We start from the raw sequence: 15,946 nt of genomic DNA on the forward strand, positions 1-15,946 counted from the left end.
GATCGCCCCGCCGACCATCCCGATCCGTCCGGACCTGTTCGATGCCGGAGGGGTCGGGCTGGCCGTCGTCGGCGTCGGTGTCGGTGTCGTGGCGCGGTCAACGGATGCTCAGCTGACGGACGACCGACGCGGTGGGGACGGTCCGGACCGATGTCGGCGCGCTGCGTAGGCGTAGTACGGACAAGGAAAGGTATTTTCGGGATATTCGACGTTAGGTGCGATGATGATCGTCGACTGCGGGGACCGGGAGGCCGGGGATGGGTGACCACCATGGTGAACTGACCGGCCTGTTGACGGACTGGCTGCCGCGGCAGCGCTGGTTCGCCGGCAAGGGCCGGGCCGGCGGCCAGTTGCGGATTCACCGGGACATCCTGGTCAGCGAGCCGTTGCGGCTGCTGATCGTCGAAGTCGACTACGACCGCGGCCCCGCCGAGTTCTACCAGGTCCCGCTGGTGCTGCGCCATGACGCGCCGCACGGGCACGAGGGCTTCCTAATCGGCGAGTGCGCCGGCGGCCTAGTGTACGACGGGCTCGCCGATCCCTCCGGCGCGGCCACACTGTTGGACTTCCTCGCCCGCGCCGTGCACCGCGACGACCTCGTCGCCGAACGCTTCCCGGCACCGGACGACGACACCCGGGTACCGCTGGTCGACCTGCCCGCGGCACCGATCGGAGCCGAGCAGTCCAACTCCTCCGTCGTCTACGGCGACGCCTACATCCTCAAGGTGTTCCGTCGGCTGTGGCCCGGCGAGAACCCCGACCTCGAGGTGACCCGGGCGCTGGCCGCCGTCGGCAGCCAGCACGTAGCCGCACCGGTGGCCTGGTACACCGGCGAGGTCACCGGCGTCCCGACCACGTTCGGTTTCCTGCAGCAGTACCTGCGCAGTGGCAGCGAGGGCTGGCGGATGGCGCTGGCCAGCGTCCGCGACCTGTACGCCGAGGCCGACCTGCGCGCCGACGAGGTCGGGGGTGACTTCGCCGCCGAGGCCGAACGCCTCGGCGGCGCCACCGCACAGGTCCACGCCGACCTCGCCCGCGCCCTGCCGACCCGCCCGCCAACCGCGGACGACCTGCGCGGGCTCGCCGCCTACCTGCGCGGCCGCCTCGACGCCGCCCTCGACGGGGTGGACGCGCTGCACCCACACGCAGAGGCGATCCGCACCGTCTACGACGCGCTGCACGCGGCGCCCCCGGCCCTCGTGCACCCCCGGCCCTTCCAACGCCTGCACGGCGATCTGCACCTGGGTCAGGTACTGCGGGTCGACTCCGGCTGGGTGCTGTTCGACTTCGAGGGCGAGCCGGCCCGGCCGGTCGCCGACCGTGTCGGCCTCGAGTCCCCCCTGCGCGACGTCGCCGGGATGCTGCGTTCCTTCGACTACGCGGCCCGGTCACTCCAGCTCGAACGGGACGACGAGCCGGGCCTGGAGTACCGCGCGCAGGAATGGGCGCAACGCAACCGGGACGCCTTCTGCCAGGGCTACGCCGCCACCGCCGGACGTGACCCGCGCGACGACGCGACGATGCTGCGCGCCCTGGAACTCGACAAGGCCGTTTACGAGGTGCTCTACGAGGCACGTCACCGACCCGGCTGGATTCGGATCCCGCTGGCCGCGGTCACCCGGCTCACCGCGACCGCGGCACCCGCCGCACCCGCCGGCTAGCACTCTGCCCATTCGACCATCCAGGCCCATTCGACCATCCAGATCATCTGATCCCCCACGCGGAGAGAGGCAGGGGTGTCCCCGTGACCAACGGCGACGTCACCAACGGCACGGCGCGAACGGGGCGCCGCGGCGCGCAGGGAGCCATCGGTTGGCCGGCCCCTGCCGGTCCCGCCGGCCCCGACGCGTCGATCCGTGACCGGGAGGGCCGGGTGGCCCTGGCCGATCGCGCCGCCGAGCGGTTCAGCCACCCCGGCGAGCCGACCACCGCCACCACCGAACGAGCCGAGACCGAACGGACCGACACCGAACAGACCGAGACCGTGCCGTCCGCCGAGACCGCCGGCGCCACCCCCGCGGGCGACGGGGCCGGCAGCGGCAACGGATCGGGCGGTGGCGAGGGGTCGGGCAGTGGCGGCGGGGCAGGCAGTGGCGACAGATCAGGCGGCGACGGGGTACCGACAGGCGAGGGTGACGTGGGTGAACCGCAGCGGCCGGCCGAGGTGAACGGCGCGGCGCGGGAGACGGCCGTGGCCGTGGCCGAGCCGCCGCCGCTGGACGTACCGCCCGGGGTGCTGGACCGGCTGGTGGCCGGCACCCATCACGACCCGCACTCGGTGCTCGGCGCCCATCCCAGCGGCGACGCGACCGTCGTACGCGTGCTGCGCCCGGACGCGAGCTGCGCGACCCTGCTCCTCGGCGAGGCGCGCTATCCCGCCACCCGGCTGCACAGCGGCGGGGTGTTCGCCGCCGTGCTGCCCGGTCACCTGCCCGACTACCAGGTCGAGGTGACCTATCCGCACGCCACCGGCGTCATCGACGATCCCTACCGGCATCTGCCGACCGTCGGCGAGATCGACCGGCATCTGATCGCCGAGGGACGCCACGAGCAGCTGTGGAAGGTCCTCGGCGCCCACCCGCGCACCCTGCACACCCCCGGCGGCCAGGCGGTCACCGGTGTCAGCTTCGCGGTGTGGGCCCCGTCCGCGCGGGGGGTGCGTCTGGTCGGCGACTTCGACTTCTGGGACGGCCGCGCCTTCCCGATGCGTTCGCTGGGCAGCTGCGGTGTGTGGGAGCTGTTCGTCCCCGGTGCGGGCGCCGGCCTGCGCTACAAGTACGAGATCCTCGGCTTCGACGGTGTCTGGCGGCAGAAGGCCGATCCGATGGCCTTCCGCACCGAGGTACCGCCTGCGACCGCGAGCGTCGTCACCCACTCGACCCACACCTGGTCGGACGGGGACTGGATCGCGCGTCGGGCCAGCACCGCCTGGCGCACCGAACCGATCAGTATCTACGAGGTGCACCTGGGCTCCTGGCGGCGCGGACTGTCCTACCTAGATCTCGCCGAACAGCTCACCGCCTACGTCCAGGACAGCGGTTTCACCCACGTCGAGCTGCTGCCCGTCGCCGAGCATCCCTTCGGCGGCTCCTGGGGATACCAGGTCTCGGCCTACTACGCGCCGACGGCCCGCTTCGGCAGCCCGGACGAGTTCCGCCATCTCGTCGAGACCCTGCACCAGGCCGGTATCGGCGTGATCGTCGACTGGGTGCCCGCGCACTTCCCCCGCGACTCCTGGGCGCTGGGCCGCTTCGACGGCACCCCCCTGTACGAGCACCCCGATCCGCGCCGCGGTGAGCAGCCCGACTGGGGCACCTACGTCTTCGACGTGAGCCGTCCCGAGGTGCGCAACTTCCTCGTCGCCAACGCCGTGTACTGGTTCGAGGAGTTCCACGTCGACGCCCTGCGGGTCGACGCCGTCGCCGCCATGCTCTACCTGGACTACTCCCGCCCCGACGGCCAGTGGCTGCCCAACGAGCACGGCGGCCGGGAGAACCTCGACGCCGTCGCCTTCCTGCAGGAGACCAACGCGACGGTCTACCGCCGCTTCCCCGGCGCCATGATGATCGCCGAGGAGTCGACGGCCTGGCCCGGTGTCACCCGCCCGACGCACCTGGGCGGACTCGGCTTCGGCTTCAAATGGAACATGGGCTGGATGCACGACACCCTGGACTACACCTCCCACCAGCCGGTGCACCGCAGCTTCCACCATCACCAGATGACGTTCTCCATGGTCTACGCCTACTCGGAGAACTACATCCTGCCGTTCAGCCACGACGAGGTCGTCCACGGCAAGGGTTCGATGCTGCGCCGCATGCCCGGCAACCGCTGGGAGCAGCTGGCGAACCTGCGCGCCCTGTACGCCTACATGTGGGCGCATCCCGGCAAGAAACTGCTCTTCATGGGCAGTGAGTTCGGCCAGGACAACGAGTGGAACGAGGCCGCCTCCCTCGACTGGCCCCTGCTCGACGAGCCCGGTCACCACGGTCTCGCCGCCCTCGTCCGCGACCTCAACACCCTCTACCGGGCCTCCCCCGAGCTCTACCGCCGGGACGTCGACCCCACCGGCTTCTCCTGGATCGACGCCAACGACACCGGCAACAACGTCTTCTCGTTCCTACGCTGGTCCGGCGCCTCCGGCACCGGCCCGGGTGACACGACCTCCGGCGGCTCCGGTGTGATCGCCTGTATCACGAACTTCGCGGGCATCGCCCACCACGAGCACCGGATCGGGCTGCCGTTCCCCGGCCGCTGGCGGGAGGTGCTCAACACCGACAGCCAGCGCTACGGCGGCGCCAATCTCGGCAACCTGGGCGCGGTCGAGGCCACCGACCGGCCGTACCACGGCCTGCCGGCCTCCGCGGCCGTCACCCTGCCTGTCCTTGGCGCCGTCTGGCTCCGCCACGACCCCACTCCCTGACCCGCACCACCACTCTGATCCGCACCACCACCCCCCGGTCCCCGTGCGGACCGGGGGGTGGTCCGCGTCCATGACGCCGGGGCCGCGACCAGATCGGTGTCCGGCCGGGGCCTGCGCAGGGATCGAAACAGCGGATTCCTCGGCAGGCCCCGGCGAGAACGATCATCTGGCCACGGTGCGGGTGGGCCAGAACGGGGCGGCGGTCAGAACAGGGCTGGGGTCAGAACAGGGCGGCGGCCAGGGATCTGCGGGCGGGGGCCACGGCGGGGTCCTCCTCGCCCAGGGCCTGGAAGAGACCGACCAGGTGGGCTCGGACCTGCTCGCGCTCGGGGCCGCTGGTACGCCGGACCAGTGCGACCAGGTCGGCCAGGGCACCGGGGGTGTCACCCTCGGCCAGACGCAGGTCGGAGGCGGCGATCGCGGCCTCGATGTCGTCCGGATCGGCGGCGAGACGAGCCCGGATGCGGGCCGGATCGTGATCGCGCACCCGGCGCAGCAGCTCGGCCCGGGCCAGGCCCAGCGTGGCTTCCGGGTCGCCGGGCGCCTCGTCGAGACGAGCGCGGTAGGACTCTACCGCCGTGTCGAGATCGCCCTGGGCGAGGGCGTCCTCGGCGGCGGCGAGGTACGGGTCCTGTTGGGGCGCGCCACCGGGTACGCCACCGGGCGCGTCGCCGGTCGCCTCGGCGACGACGGACAGCAGCTGGTCGAGCCAGGCGCGGGCCTCCCGCTCGGGGACGGCGCCGGTGAACTCGCCGATGATGCGCCCGCCGACGACCGCCTTGACGGTCGGAATGCCCTGCACCCCGGCCGCCTGGGCGAGCTGCGGGTTGGCGTCGACGTCGATCTTCGCGAGAATCCAGCGCCCGCCGTCGTCCGCCGCGAGCTTCTCCAGCACCGGGCTGAGCTGCTTGCACGGGCCACACCACGAGGCCCAGAAGTCGAGCACGACCGGTACCTGCATCGAGCGGTTGACCACGTCCGCCTCGAAGCTCGCTTCGGTCACGTCGATCACCACCGGGCCGGTGGCGGTGCCCGCGCCGGCCGGGGCGCCGCCGCCCGCTCCCGCGATGGCGGGACCCGGGTTGGGTGGTGGGGGCGGAGCGGCCGGCTTGGGGTCGAGCGGAACGGCGCCGGCGAGGCGCAGGCCGCCGAGGCTGTCGGGCAGTCGCCCGGGTCGTCCCGGGCCTCCCGCGCCCCGCGGCACTCCGGATGGAACTGGTGGCCTACGTTGCATGCCTCCATCGTGACATCCGGCGCGCGTCCACGGAGGTGCTGGCCGGCGCCAGTTCGCGTCCGGCTGTAGCTCCGCCCGTCGGCCCGCGCGTCAGAGCGGGCTCGTCCGGCCGGGTCCGGCCGGATCGTCAGGCCGGATCGTCGGCGGCGAGGATGCGCTCGATGCTGGCCACCTTGCTGTGCAGCGCGTCGTCCACGGAGTCCCGCAGGTCGGCTTTCAGGACGAGGCTCACCCGGCCCGCGTGGGCACGGACGGCCTCGGTCGCGCGGCGCACGACCTCCATGACCTCGTCCCAGTCCCCTTCGATGGTCGTGAACATCGCGTTGGTCTCGTGCGGCAGGCCGCTGGCGCGTACGACCCGGACGGCCTCGGCGACCAGCTCCGCGACCCCCTCGCCGGCTCCGATGGGCGTGACACTGAAGGCAACCAGCATGAACCACACCTACCACGCGAAGCCCCGTCGGACCATCCGATGACCCTCCCCGGTGAACGACGTCCCACGCCGGACGACGGCGACCGGCCGGTGACGGCGACCGGAGTGCGGCCCACGGGCCGGCGGACCGGCGTCTCCGGAGGGCCGACAGCCGCCTGCTACCGTGACAAATCCGGGCGGCCGGTAAGCTGTCGACATGTCACCAGAAGTCACGGGTGGCGCACCGAACGGGCGATTGCGCAAACCCGGGACAACAGGGCCTGGCGACACGCCCTACCATTGCCCGCCGTGGGGTGGACGAAGACGGATAACGAGGCGTAGGTGGGGCCACGCACGCTGCTCGACGCGCTGACGGACCTTGCGGTGGTCGTCGGCGCGGACGGCCATGTCACCGACATGGGTGCGGCCGCCCAGGCGTTCCTGGCCGACCGTGTGCCGCGCGATCCGCATGTCACCGATCTGGTGGAGGTGGTCGACCCGGCGTTCCGGGTGGCCTTGGTCGAGGCGGTCACCGCCGGGCTGGCGCACAGCGATCAGTGGCGCGGGTCGGTCGGCCTGGTCACGGGCTCCGGGGCCACCGCGCCGCACCACGTCACCGTCCGGCGCGATCCCGAGGGCGGGCTGGTCGTCATCGCCCGGGACACCAGCGACAGCCGGGCCCGCGAGGTCGCCGAGAACGAGTCGCGCGCCAAGGACGAACTGATCGCCCGGCTCGGCCACGAGCTGCGCACACCGCTGAACGCGATGCTCGGCTTCGCCCAGCTCCTCGAGCTGGAGCCGCTCTCCCCCGATCTGCACGACGATGTCGAACGCATCATCACCGGCGGCCGGCACATGCAGGCGCTCATCGACGACGTGCTCGACCTGGCCCGGTTGCGGGCCGGCCGCGGCGACATCAGCAAGGGTCCGGTGAACGTCCTGGACATCGTCAAGGGCGTGGTGGAGCTGGTCGAGCCGCTGGCCGCGCCGCGCAGCATCCGCCGGGTCATCCATCCGGCCGAGCCGCTGATCGCCGACGCGGACCGTCGCCGACTCTGGCAGGTTCTGCTGAACCTGGTCGGCAACGCGCTGAAGTACGGCCGCGAGGGTGGCTGCGTCCGGGTCGGCGTCGTCCCGATCACCGGCTCGCGGATTCGCATCGAGGTCGAGGACGACGGCGTGGGCCTCTCGCCCCGCGCGATCGACCGCCTGTTCCGACCGTTCGAACGCCTCGGTGCCGAACGCACGGGCATCGAGGGCAGCGGCCTGGGTCTCGCCCTGTCCCACGCCCTGGTGACAGCGATGGGCGGTGTGCTGACGGTCGCCAGCCGGCACGGTGTCGGCAGCGTGTTCGCCGTCGTGCTGGACGCCGTCGACATGCGCTTCGAGGACCCGGACGCCTACGACGACGACGGCTTCGACCAGCCCTACAGCGGTGGCTCGAGCGGCTATGGCTCCTCGGGCGGCTACGGCTCGTCCAACGGTTATGGCTCGTCGGGCGGTTATGGCGCCTCGGAGGGCTACGGCTCGTCGGAGGGCTACGGCGGCGCGGGAGATCGCACCGGCACGGGCAGCTACACCGGCGCGAAGGGATACGGGGGCACGAGCGGTCCCGCCGGCGCCGGAGCGCAGGGTTCCGCTGGCGGGGCCGGCTGGAGCGCGGGTGCCGCGAGTGGGTACAGCGGTGCGGCGGCGGCGCTGTCGGGCGGTTCGAACGGGCGGCGAGCACCCTCGGACGACCTGCGGGTGGTCCATGTCAGCGGCGATCCGGCGGTGCGTTCCGCCGTCGCGAAGGTCCTCGCCGACACCCTTGGCGCCGACACCGTCACCGTGCCACGGGCAGGGCTGGCCCTGGACGCGGTGCGCCGGGCCCGGCCGGCGTTCGTCCTGATCGACCAGGATCTTCCCGACGCGTCCGCGCCGGAGCTGCTCGCGCAGCTGGCGGCGGACCCGACCGGCGCCGCCATCCCGGCGTTCGTGCTGGCGGAGGACGCCGACTCGCCCGAACGCACCCGGTTGCGCCAGGCCGGCGCCGTCGACGTCCTGGATCTGCCGCTCGTTCCCGCGAGCCTCACCACCGTCACCGCCGCGCTGACCGCCACGGTTCCCGCCCACCGTTAGCGCGCTGTCCACGATCGTTCAAGGACGGCGTTGTCGTCACGGGCCGTCGTCGCGTCACTCCACCGGTGGTGGATGGCAGGGGTCAGTCGGTCGACGCGTCCGCCGGGGGTGACCAGGCGGCGGACAGCAGGCGCTCGGACGCCCGGGCGGGGTCGATCGTCGCGTCGACCACGGCGCCGGCGAGTGCGGCGAGCACGGCTTCCATCCCCGGGTCGGCGAGCCTGGCCCGCACGGTGGCCAGCGCGAGCGTGCGGATCTCGCCGCGGGCGCGGGCCAACCGGCGCCGTCCGAGCTCGCCGGAGCCGACCAGCCACTGGTAGTGGTCCGTGATCCGCCCGAGGAGGATGTCGATCCCCTGCCCGTGGACGGCCGCCAGCCGGACCACCCCCGGACCGGGACCGTCCGCCTCCGGCGTCCGTCGACCCAGGCGGAGCATCGCGGTGAGGTCGGCGACGGTGCGGTCGGCACCCGGCTGATCGGACTTGTTCACGACCAGGATGTCGGCCACCTCGAGCAGACCGGCCTTGACCGCCTGCACGCCGTCTCCGGCGCCGGGCGCGAGCAGCAGACAGGTGGTGTCGGCCAGCGCGGCGATGTCGACCTCGGCCTGGCCCACCCCGACCGTCTCGACCAGCAGCAGGTCGTAGCCGGCGGCCCCGAGCACGCGCAGCGCCTGCGCGGTCGCCAGGGCCAGACCGCCGAGCTGACCACGGCTGGCCAGGGAGCGCACGAAGACACCCGGATCACCGGCGAGCTCGGTCATCCGAATCCGGTCGCCCAGCAGCGCGCCGCCGGTCACCGGGGAGGACGGGTCCACCGCCAGCACCCCCACCCGCCGCCCGGCGTCCCGAAAGGCACGAGCGAGTGCCGCGGTCGTCGTCGACTTGCCCACCCCGGGTGGCCCGGTCAGCCCGACGATCTGCGCGGGCCTGGCCGGCCCGGCGTGGACCGCGTGCGCGGTGAGGGCGGCGCTCAGCTCCGGCCATCCGGCCGGGTCGTTCTCGGCCAGCGACAGCAGCCGGGCCACGGCCCGCCGGTCGCCCTCGGCCGCCGCGGCGACCAGAGCCGCGATCCCGGTGCCGGCCGCGGCGCCGGCCGCACCGGGCCGCACCGGGCCGGTGTCCCGCTGGTTCGCCCGCACCGATCCAGTGTCCATCCGGCCGTCCGGTTTCCCGGGGACCGTCAGCGGACGAGGCTGTGACCCGGTCAAGGCCGTCGGGGACCCGGTCAGGCCGTCGGGACGCGCAGGATGAGAGCGTCGCCCTGGCCGCCACCGCCGCACAGACCAGCGGCACCCAGGCCGCCACCGCGGCGGGCCAGCTCCTTGATCAGCGTCAGGGCGATGCGGGCGCCGGAGGCGCCGAGCGGATGACCGATCGCGATCGCGCCGCCGTTGACGTTGACGATGTCGGGGTTGAGGCCGAGTTCGCGCACCGACTGGACCGACACCGCGGCGAACGCCTCGTTGATCTCGACGAGGTCGAGGTCGGCGGGGGTGAGACCCTCCTTGGCCAGCGCCGCGGTGATCGCGTTCGACGGCTGGGAGTGCAGGGTGGCGTCGGGGCCGGCGACGAAGCCGTGGTGGCCGACCTCGGCGAGGATCGGCAGGCCGAGCTCCTCGGCCTTGGCCCGGCTGGCCACGATGACCGCGGCGGCACCGTCGGAGAGCTGGGAGGCGGAGCCGGCGGTGATCGTGCCGTCCTTGCCGAAGGCGGGACGCAGGCGGGCGAGCGACTCCGCGGTGGTGTCGGCGCGCACCCCCTCGTCGGCGCTGATCACCAGTGGCTCGCCGCGACGCTGGGGCACGGTGACCGGGACGATCTCATCGTCGAACAGGCCGTTCTTGGCGGCGGCGGCGGCCCGCTGGTGCGAGCGGGCGGCGATCTCGTCCTGCTCGGCGCGGGTGATGGCCAGCCGGCCGTTGTGCCGGTCGGTGCTGGCGCCCATCGAGACCTGGTCGAACGCGCACAGCAGCGCGTCGGTGTCGATCGAGTCGGTCAGGGCGGTGTCGCCGTACTTCACCCCGGCGCGCAGCGAGCGGACCAGGTGCGGCGCGGCGGTCATCGACTCCATCCCGCCGGCGACGACCAGGTCGAACTCGCCGGCGGCGATGTAGGTGTCGGCCAGGGCGATCGCGTCCAGCCCGGACAGGCACAGCTTGTTGATGGTGACCGCGGGGACCCGCATCGGGATGCCGGCCTCGACAGCGGCCTGTCGGGAGGCGATCGGACCCGCGCCGGCCTGGATGGCGTGCCCCAGGATCACGTAGTCGATCTGGTCGCCGGTGAGCCCGGCCCGCTCCAGCGCGCCGCGGATCGCGATGCCGCCGAGCTGCGCCGCGGTGAAGCCCTTGAGCGCCCCCGAGAGCTTCCCGATCGGTGTCCGCGCACCGGCCACGATCACGGAACCCGGCATGCCTGCCTCCTCATCGCCCCGCCGGCAACGTGCCCGCCGGTATCCAGCCCGCCGGCATCGTGCCCACTGGGCCTCGCCCCTCTGACTCGGGACACCACGCTCGTTCCCGTGGACACCACGATAACGTGATCTTGCTCGTGGCGCCCGCGTCGTGTGGGCCCTCGGCCCGGCCACACGACGGGCTCGGGCCGCTGCCACCCGGACCGGGACACCCCGCCCGCGGCGGTCATGGCCGGGCGTCCCGGGGGTGCCGCCGTCAGGACAGCGAGCCGCAGCCTGGGACGAAGGGAGACGTGTCGGAGGGCAGCCGCACGGTGCCGGTGGCCGGGCTGCCGGTCACGGTCAGCCCGTCCCTGCTCAGGGTCAGCGCCGTGGTGGTGACGGAAAACGCATTTCCGTCCGTGGACGTTCCGACGCTGATCTCGAGGTCGTGGTCGCCGCAGCGAAAGCCGCTGGCGGTGTTGGTGTGTGTCCCCGAGCTCAGGGTGAACCCGGTGGGCAGGGCGACGGTGACCAGGGTGTCCAGGCCGATGTAGTGCAACAGCGCGTAGCTCTTCGTGCCACCGCTGTCGCTGGTCTGCACCAGCAGCTCACCGAAACCGTCACCGTCGATATCGACGACGGCGCTGGCCAGCGGCACGGAGATCTCGGGCAGGGTCACCCGGGCGACGACCGCGTCCCGCGAGAACGTCACCTTGACGGTGGCGCCGTCGGACGACACGTCGTCGGAGCGACCGTCCCCATCGATGTCACCGGCCCCCGCCGGCCTGGCGGCCGGGCTGGGCAGCGGCGGACTGTTGACACCGGGGCCCGTCGAGGACGACGGTGAGCTGGGACTCGCCGACACCGTGGGCGAGGTGGTCGCCGGGGAGGTCGGCCGGGTGCCGGGCGAGCTGGACGGTGTGCTGGTGCCCCCGCCGGTGCCCGAACCGCGGCCACCGGATGACTGGCCACCACCATGGGTGGAACCCGAGCCGCTGGGCCCGGAGCCGGCACCGGCCTGGGTCGGACCGGTGTAGTTGCTCGGCATCACCGGGGGGGCCGCGGGTTCGACCAGCTGGTTGGACGGGCTGGGTCGGATCGCGACCACGGCCAGGGCGATCAGCGCGGCCATCACCATCCCGCCGAGGGTGAACGCCGGCAGCCGCCAGCGGCGCCGACGATCGATACCGGCCTGGATCTGCCGGTAGGCGTCCGCGGAGGGCCGGATCGGGTCGACCGCCTCGCTGAGCAACCGCGTGAGCTCGTTCGGTTCCAACGTGCTCACCGCAGCCCTTCCAGCTTGCCGCTGAGCGCGGACAGCCCCCGGGAGGTGTAGGCCTTCACCGAGCCGACGCTGCAGCCCATCACCGCCGCCGCGTCCGCCTCGGACATGTCGGCGTAGTAGCGCAGGACGACCGCCTCTCGCTGACGCCGCGGCAGCTCACGCAGTGCCTGGATGACGGCGGCCCGCTCGACCAGAGAGTAGGCCCCCTCCTCGGCGCTCGCGGCATCGGGCATCGGCTTCGGGGCATGCTTGAGAGCGACGAGTCGACGACGCAGCATGGAGCGTGCGAGATTGACAACCGTCTGCCGAAGGTAGGCCAGGGCCTTGTCCCGGTCCTGGAGCCGCCCCCAGGCCGCATGCACCCGGATGTAGGCGTCCTGGACGACCTCCTCGCACAGGCCGATGTCGTCCAGCAGCAGCGCGGCGAGACGCACGAGTGACCGGTAGTGCTCGGAGTACAGGGCGGTCAGGGCGGCGTCCGCATCCCGCGCGACATCGCTACGGGCGGCGTCGCTCCGCGCAGGCACGGGCCGCCACCCTTCTACGACAGTCATGGGCGCGGTCACGCCACGTTGGACGCCGACCTGACCCTCGAAGTTGCCCCGAACTCACCACGGGTTGTCCGAATCGTTCTATCGCGTCGCGTGCCAAACAGACAGCCCCCACCCCCTGCCACCGCACCGCGACACGCCGCCGCGCTCCGCCACCGTGCGGCGCCCGGGACCCACCACCCGCCGCTGGAGGCCGACCGTGAAGGACATCCTCGAGGCGATCATCGCCGGGCTCCCGTCGTCCGAGGCCCGTCATGCCGAGTTCGCCCAGTTCACGGTGCCCGATTCGTACCGTGCCGTGGTGGTTCGTCGGGACGAGACGGCCATGTTCGACGGGCTGCCCAGCCAGGAGAAGGACCCGCGCCGCTCGCTGCACGTCGACGAGGTACCGACCCCGGAACTCGGCCCCGGTGAGGCGCTGGTCGCTGTCATGGCCTCCTCCGTGAACTACAACACTGTCTGGACTTCGATCTTCGAGCCGGTGCCGACGTTCGGGTTCCTGTCCCGCTATGGCCGGACGTCCGCCCTTGCGGCTCGTCATGACCAGCCGTATCACGCGGTGGGGTCCGATCTGGCCGGAGTCGTGCTGCGGACAGGACCAGGAGTACATGTCTGGTCCCCGGGGGACGAGGTCGTGGCGCACTGCCTGTCGGTCGAGCTCGAACACGCCGATGGTCACAACGACACGATGCTGGATCCCGAGCAGCGGATCTGGGGTTTCGAGACGAACTTCGGTGGCCTGGCCGAGCTTGCCCTGGTCAAGGCCAACCAGCTCATGCCCAAACCCGCGCATCTCACCTGGGAGGAGGCCGCCGCCCCCGGTCTGGTCAACTCGACCGCCTACCGGCAGCTGGTCTCCACCAACGGGGCGACGATGAAGCAGGGCGACATCGTGCTGATCTGGGGCGCCTCGGGCGGGCTGGGCTCCTACGCCACCCAGCTGGCGCTGCGCGGTGGCGCGATTCCGGTGTGTGTGGTCTCCTCGCCGGCCAAGGCGGCGCTGTGCCGGGCGCTCGGTGCCGACCTGGTCATCGACCGGGCCGCCGAGGGCTACCGGTTCTGGCGCGACGAACACACCCAGGACCCGTCGGAGTGGCAGCGGTTCGGCCGTCGCATCCGCGAGCTCACCGGCGGGGAGGACCCGGACATCGTGTTCGAACACCCCGGACGGGAGACCTTTGGCGCCTCCGTCTATGTGGCCAGGCGTGGCGGGACGATCGTCACCTGCGCGTCGACGAGTGGATTTCGCCATGAGTTCGACAATCGTTACCTGTGGATGCACCTCAAGCGGGTGATCGGCACGCATTTCGCGAACTACCGGGAGGCGTGGGAGGCCAATCGCCTGGTCTGCCGGGGGATGATCCACCCGACCCTCTCCCGGGTGTACCCACTTACCGAAACCGGCCAGGCCACCCGGGATGTGCACCGCAACGTCCATCAGGGCAAGGTCGGTGTCCTGTGCCTGGCTCCGTCCGAAGGGCTGGGTGTGCGCGACGAACAGCTACGCGCACGCCACCTGAGGGCAATCAACCGGTTCCGTGGCGTGTAGTCGCGGAATTCGCGACGGGCCCAAACACCGGCTGGCCTCACGCTGTGCCGCAGCGTCTGAGATGCTCAGGTCCTATGACCGAACACACCGATCTGATCCCGATGGCCGGCGAGTCCGGCGGGACCCCCGCGTTCGACCTGGTGCGTCGTGGCTACGACCCCAACCAGGTCACCCACCACGTGAACTGGTTGACCGAACAGCTCCACGAGGCCGAGGCGCACCGGGCGGCAGCCGAGGCCGCGGCGTCGGAGGCGGCGAGCGAGGCGGCCCGGGTCCGTGACGACCTGGCCGCCAACCGTCCCGCCTGGGAGGAGTTCGGTGGCCGGGTCACCCAGATCCTCCAGCTCGCCGAGGAGGAGGCCGCCACCGTCCGCGCCGAGCAGACCAGGGAGGCCGAGGCCCGGCTCGAGGAGGCCCGGCGCATCGTCACCGAGGCCGAGGCCGCGCGGGAGAAGACCCTGCGCGACGCCGACGAGCAGGCCGCCTCGATCGTCTCGACGGCGCGCGCCGAAGCCGAGCGGATCGTGGACCTCGCCCGTTCGACCGCGGCCGCGGCCGAGGACGAGTCCCGGCGGCGTCTCGGCGACCTCGAACGCCAGCGTGAACAGGTCACCACCCAGCTCGCCGCCCTGCGCGACCAGGTGACGACCCAGCTCGGTGCCCTGCGCGACAAGCTGACCGCCGCGAGCGCCTCGATCGCCTCGATCGAGGCCGCCCCGATGGACGACCGCAAGGCGCTCACCGCCGAGCCGCAGGCCCTGCCGGCCCCCGCCGGGCGCGGCGCCTGACCGCACCCGCACCCGCACTCGCACCGCCCTCGGGCGTGGCGCCGTCCGGCGCCGTGGTCCGTCCGGTGGTCCGGGTGGTTCATGGCGGCCCCAGGGGGGGTCAGCCCTGCGGGCCGGGCGTCAGCCTGCCTGGTTCGGCCGTGGCCGGGACGCGCGACAACGGCGCTCCCAGCAGCCGCGGTGCCAGTGCCGGCGGTCGTCGACCCGCTCCGGCTGCCACACGACCAGATGCGGCGTGCCCGGTCTGATCTCGTGATCACAGCCGGGGCACCGGTACATCTTCACCGACGCCGCCCCACTGAGCGACCGGACGGTCCACTCGCCGTCGCGCAGCCGCACCACCGGGTCCGCGATCCACCACACACCCGGCCGCGGCCCCGTGTCCCGTTCACGCTCACGTTCGTGCCCGGATCGCCGCCGTCGCTGTACGCCCCCGCCACGGCGTGCCCCGCGGGTCACGAGCGTGCGGTTCCACCTGCCGGACCGGAGCCGCCCCGGCCACGATCCCGGTCCCTGTCCCGCCGCCCTCGCCACGAGCCGGACCCCGCCCCGCCACCCGCCGGACCGGCATCGGACTCGGCCACCCAGTCCGCCCGGCTCACGACCTCGCCGTCGACGATGCGCGGCGGATCCCCGCCCGAGGCACCGCGTGCCGCGTGCCCCGGCCGGACCCGGTCGATGCCGGCCACGACCAGCGACCGTGCCACCTTCGCCTTGCGCACAGCTCCCGCGGGGCTCGCCAACGCCGCCGAGGCGCCGATGAGCACCTGGAAGCCACGCTCGCTGCCGCGCCAGTGCTCCCGCAGAATCGGCTCGCCGGCGCCGACCACCAGCCGACGGAACGCGAACGCCACGATCGCCACATCATCGAGCTGGCCGACGACGGGGATCATGTTCGTCACCCGGTTCTTCGGCGACGCCAGATAGGCCAGCGCCACCGCGGCCTCCACCTTCGCCGAGTGCGGCACCCGCGGATCGGCGACCACCCGACGCAACATCACGACGAGGTCGGGCAGAAAGGTCACGACCTCCCGGCCAAAGGTCAGCAGAGCGTCCTTGTCGAGCGTGGCCATCGCCGCCGTGCCACCTCCCAGCTACCCGCCAGTACCCAGCTACCCGCCGGTACCTTTGATCACCTGTACCAGCGATCACGCATCCGCAAACCGGGCATCCGGTCGACCGACCACAT

The 15,946-nt window shown here is 72.6% G+C and carries 12 protein-coding genes; 5 read left to right on the forward strand and 7 right to left on the reverse strand.

Annotation, left to right across the window (positions count from 1 at the left end):
• The first annotated feature begins 257 nt into the window (after positions 1–257).
• Complete coding sequence (locus G6R24_RS03595; RefSeq protein WP_163547738.1) at positions 258–1,661, forward strand: maltokinase N-terminal cap-like domain-containing protein; 1,404 nt, start codon at positions 258–260, stop codon at positions 1,659–1,661.
• Between the two features lie 572 nt (positions 1,662–2,233).
• Positions 2,234–4,420 carry a 1,4-alpha-glucan branching protein GlgB gene (gene glgB, locus G6R24_RS03600; RefSeq protein ID WP_163547750.1) on the forward strand — a complete coding sequence of 729 codons (2,187 nt, stop codon included), beginning with the start codon at positions 2,234–2,236 and terminating at the stop codon, positions 4,418–4,420.
• Between the two features lie 220 nt (positions 4,421–4,640).
• Here glgB and G6R24_RS03605 read toward each other — a convergent pair whose 3' ends face one another.
• Together G6R24_RS03605 and G6R24_RS03610 are read right to left on the reverse strand one after the other, a co-directional pair.
• Entirely contained in the window at positions 4,641–5,585 is a 945-nt protein-coding gene (locus G6R24_RS03605) for a tetratricopeptide repeat protein (protein ID WP_225438079.1), read from the reverse strand.
• A gap of 196 nt (positions 5,586–5,781) precedes the next feature.
• Positions 5,782–6,087 carry an MTH1187 family thiamine-binding protein gene (locus tag G6R24_RS03610; RefSeq protein WP_163547740.1) on the reverse strand — a complete coding sequence of 102 codons (306 nt, stop codon included), beginning with the start codon at positions 6,085–6,087 and terminating at the stop codon, positions 5,782–5,784.
• 321 nt (positions 6,088–6,408) lie between these two features.
• Between G6R24_RS03610 and G6R24_RS03615 the strand changes: the two genes are divergently transcribed.
• The gene (locus G6R24_RS03615; RefSeq protein WP_163547741.1) at positions 6,409–8,187 is read left to right on the forward strand and encodes an ATP-binding response regulator; all 1,779 of its coding nucleotides are present in this window, start codon (positions 6,409–6,411) and stop codon (positions 8,185–8,187) included.
• Between the two features lie 82 nt (positions 8,188–8,269).
• On the opposite strand, the gene meaB is transcribed toward G6R24_RS03615, so the two are convergent.
• The 4 genes from meaB to G6R24_RS03635 all read right to left on the reverse strand — a co-directional run bounded on the left by meaB (position 8,270) and on the right by G6R24_RS03635 (position 12,423).
• Entirely contained in the window at positions 8,270–9,343 is a 1,074-nt protein-coding gene (meaB, locus tag G6R24_RS03620) for a methylmalonyl Co-A mutase-associated GTPase MeaB (protein WP_163547742.1), read from the reverse strand.
• 71 nt (positions 9,344–9,414) lie between these two features.
• Positions 9,415–10,602, reverse strand: coding sequence for an acetyl-CoA C-acetyltransferase (locus tag G6R24_RS03625; RefSeq protein ID WP_163547743.1), 1,188 nt, complete (start codon positions 10,600–10,602; stop codon positions 9,415–9,417).
• Between the two features lie 256 nt (positions 10,603–10,858).
• The gene (locus tag G6R24_RS03630; RefSeq protein ID WP_163547744.1) at positions 10,859–11,869 is read right to left on the reverse strand and encodes an FG-GAP repeat domain-containing protein; all 1,011 of its coding nucleotides are present in this window, start codon (positions 11,867–11,869) and stop codon (positions 10,859–10,861) included.
• Positions 11,866–12,423, reverse strand: a complete 558-nt coding sequence (locus G6R24_RS03635) for a SigE family RNA polymerase sigma factor (RefSeq protein WP_163547745.1) — start codon at positions 12,421–12,423, stop codon at positions 11,866–11,868. The genes G6R24_RS03630 and G6R24_RS03635 overlap by 4 nt, the downstream gene beginning before the upstream one ends.
• Positions 12,424–12,619: 196 nt before the next feature.
• Between G6R24_RS03635 and ccrA the strand changes: the two genes are divergently transcribed.
• Positions 12,620–13,969, forward strand: coding sequence for a crotonyl-CoA carboxylase/reductase (ccrA, locus tag G6R24_RS03640; protein WP_163547746.1), 1,350 nt, complete (start codon positions 12,620–12,622; stop codon positions 13,967–13,969).
• A gap of 74 nt (positions 13,970–14,043) precedes the next feature.
• A complete protein-coding gene (locus G6R24_RS03645; RefSeq protein WP_163547747.1) occupies positions 14,044–14,757 on the forward strand; it encodes an ATP synthase subunit B family protein in 714 nt (237 codons plus the stop codon).
• A 455-nt stretch (positions 14,758–15,212) separates the two neighbouring features.
• Here G6R24_RS03645 and G6R24_RS03650 read toward each other — a convergent pair whose 3' ends face one another.
• Positions 15,213–15,830 carry a YkvA family protein gene (locus tag G6R24_RS03650; protein ID WP_163547748.1) on the reverse strand — a complete coding sequence of 206 codons (618 nt, stop codon included), beginning with the start codon at positions 15,828–15,830 and terminating at the stop codon, positions 15,213–15,215.
• Positions 15,831–15,946 lie beyond the last annotated feature (116 nt).

The organism is Candidatus Frankia nodulisporulans (assembly GCF_902806475.1).
Classification (GTDB): domain Bacteria; phylum Actinomycetota; class Actinomycetes; order Frankiales; family Frankiaceae; genus Frankia; species Frankia umida.

Bases quoted from the DNA above. Each gene is read 5' to 3' on its own strand.
- G6R24_RS03595 (WP_163547738.1), top strand. From the start codon at position 258: ATGGGTGACCACCATGGTGAACTGACCGGCCTGTTGACGGACTGGCTG.
- G6R24_RS03610 (WP_163547740.1), bottom strand. From the start codon at position 6,087: ATGCTGGTTGCCTTCAGTGTCACGCCCATCGGAGCCGGCGAGGGGGTC.
- meaB (WP_163547742.1), bottom strand. From the start codon at position 9,343: ATGGACACTGGATCGGTGCGGGCGAACCAGCGGGACACCGGCCCGGTG.
- G6R24_RS03625 (WP_163547743.1), bottom strand. From the start codon at position 10,602: ATGCCGGGTTCCGTGATCGTGGCCGGTGCGCGGACACCGATCGGGAAG.
- G6R24_RS03635 (WP_163547745.1), bottom strand. From the start codon at position 12,423: ATGACTGTCGTAGAAGGGTGGCGGCCCGTGCCTGCGCGGAGCGACGCC.
- G6R24_RS03645 (WP_163547747.1), top strand. From the start codon at position 14,044: ATGACCGAACACACCGATCTGATCCCGATGGCCGGCGAGTCCGGCGGG.
- G6R24_RS03650 (WP_163547748.1), bottom strand. From the start codon at position 15,830: ATGGCCACGCTCGACAAGGACGCTCTGCTGACCTTTGGCCGGGAGGTC.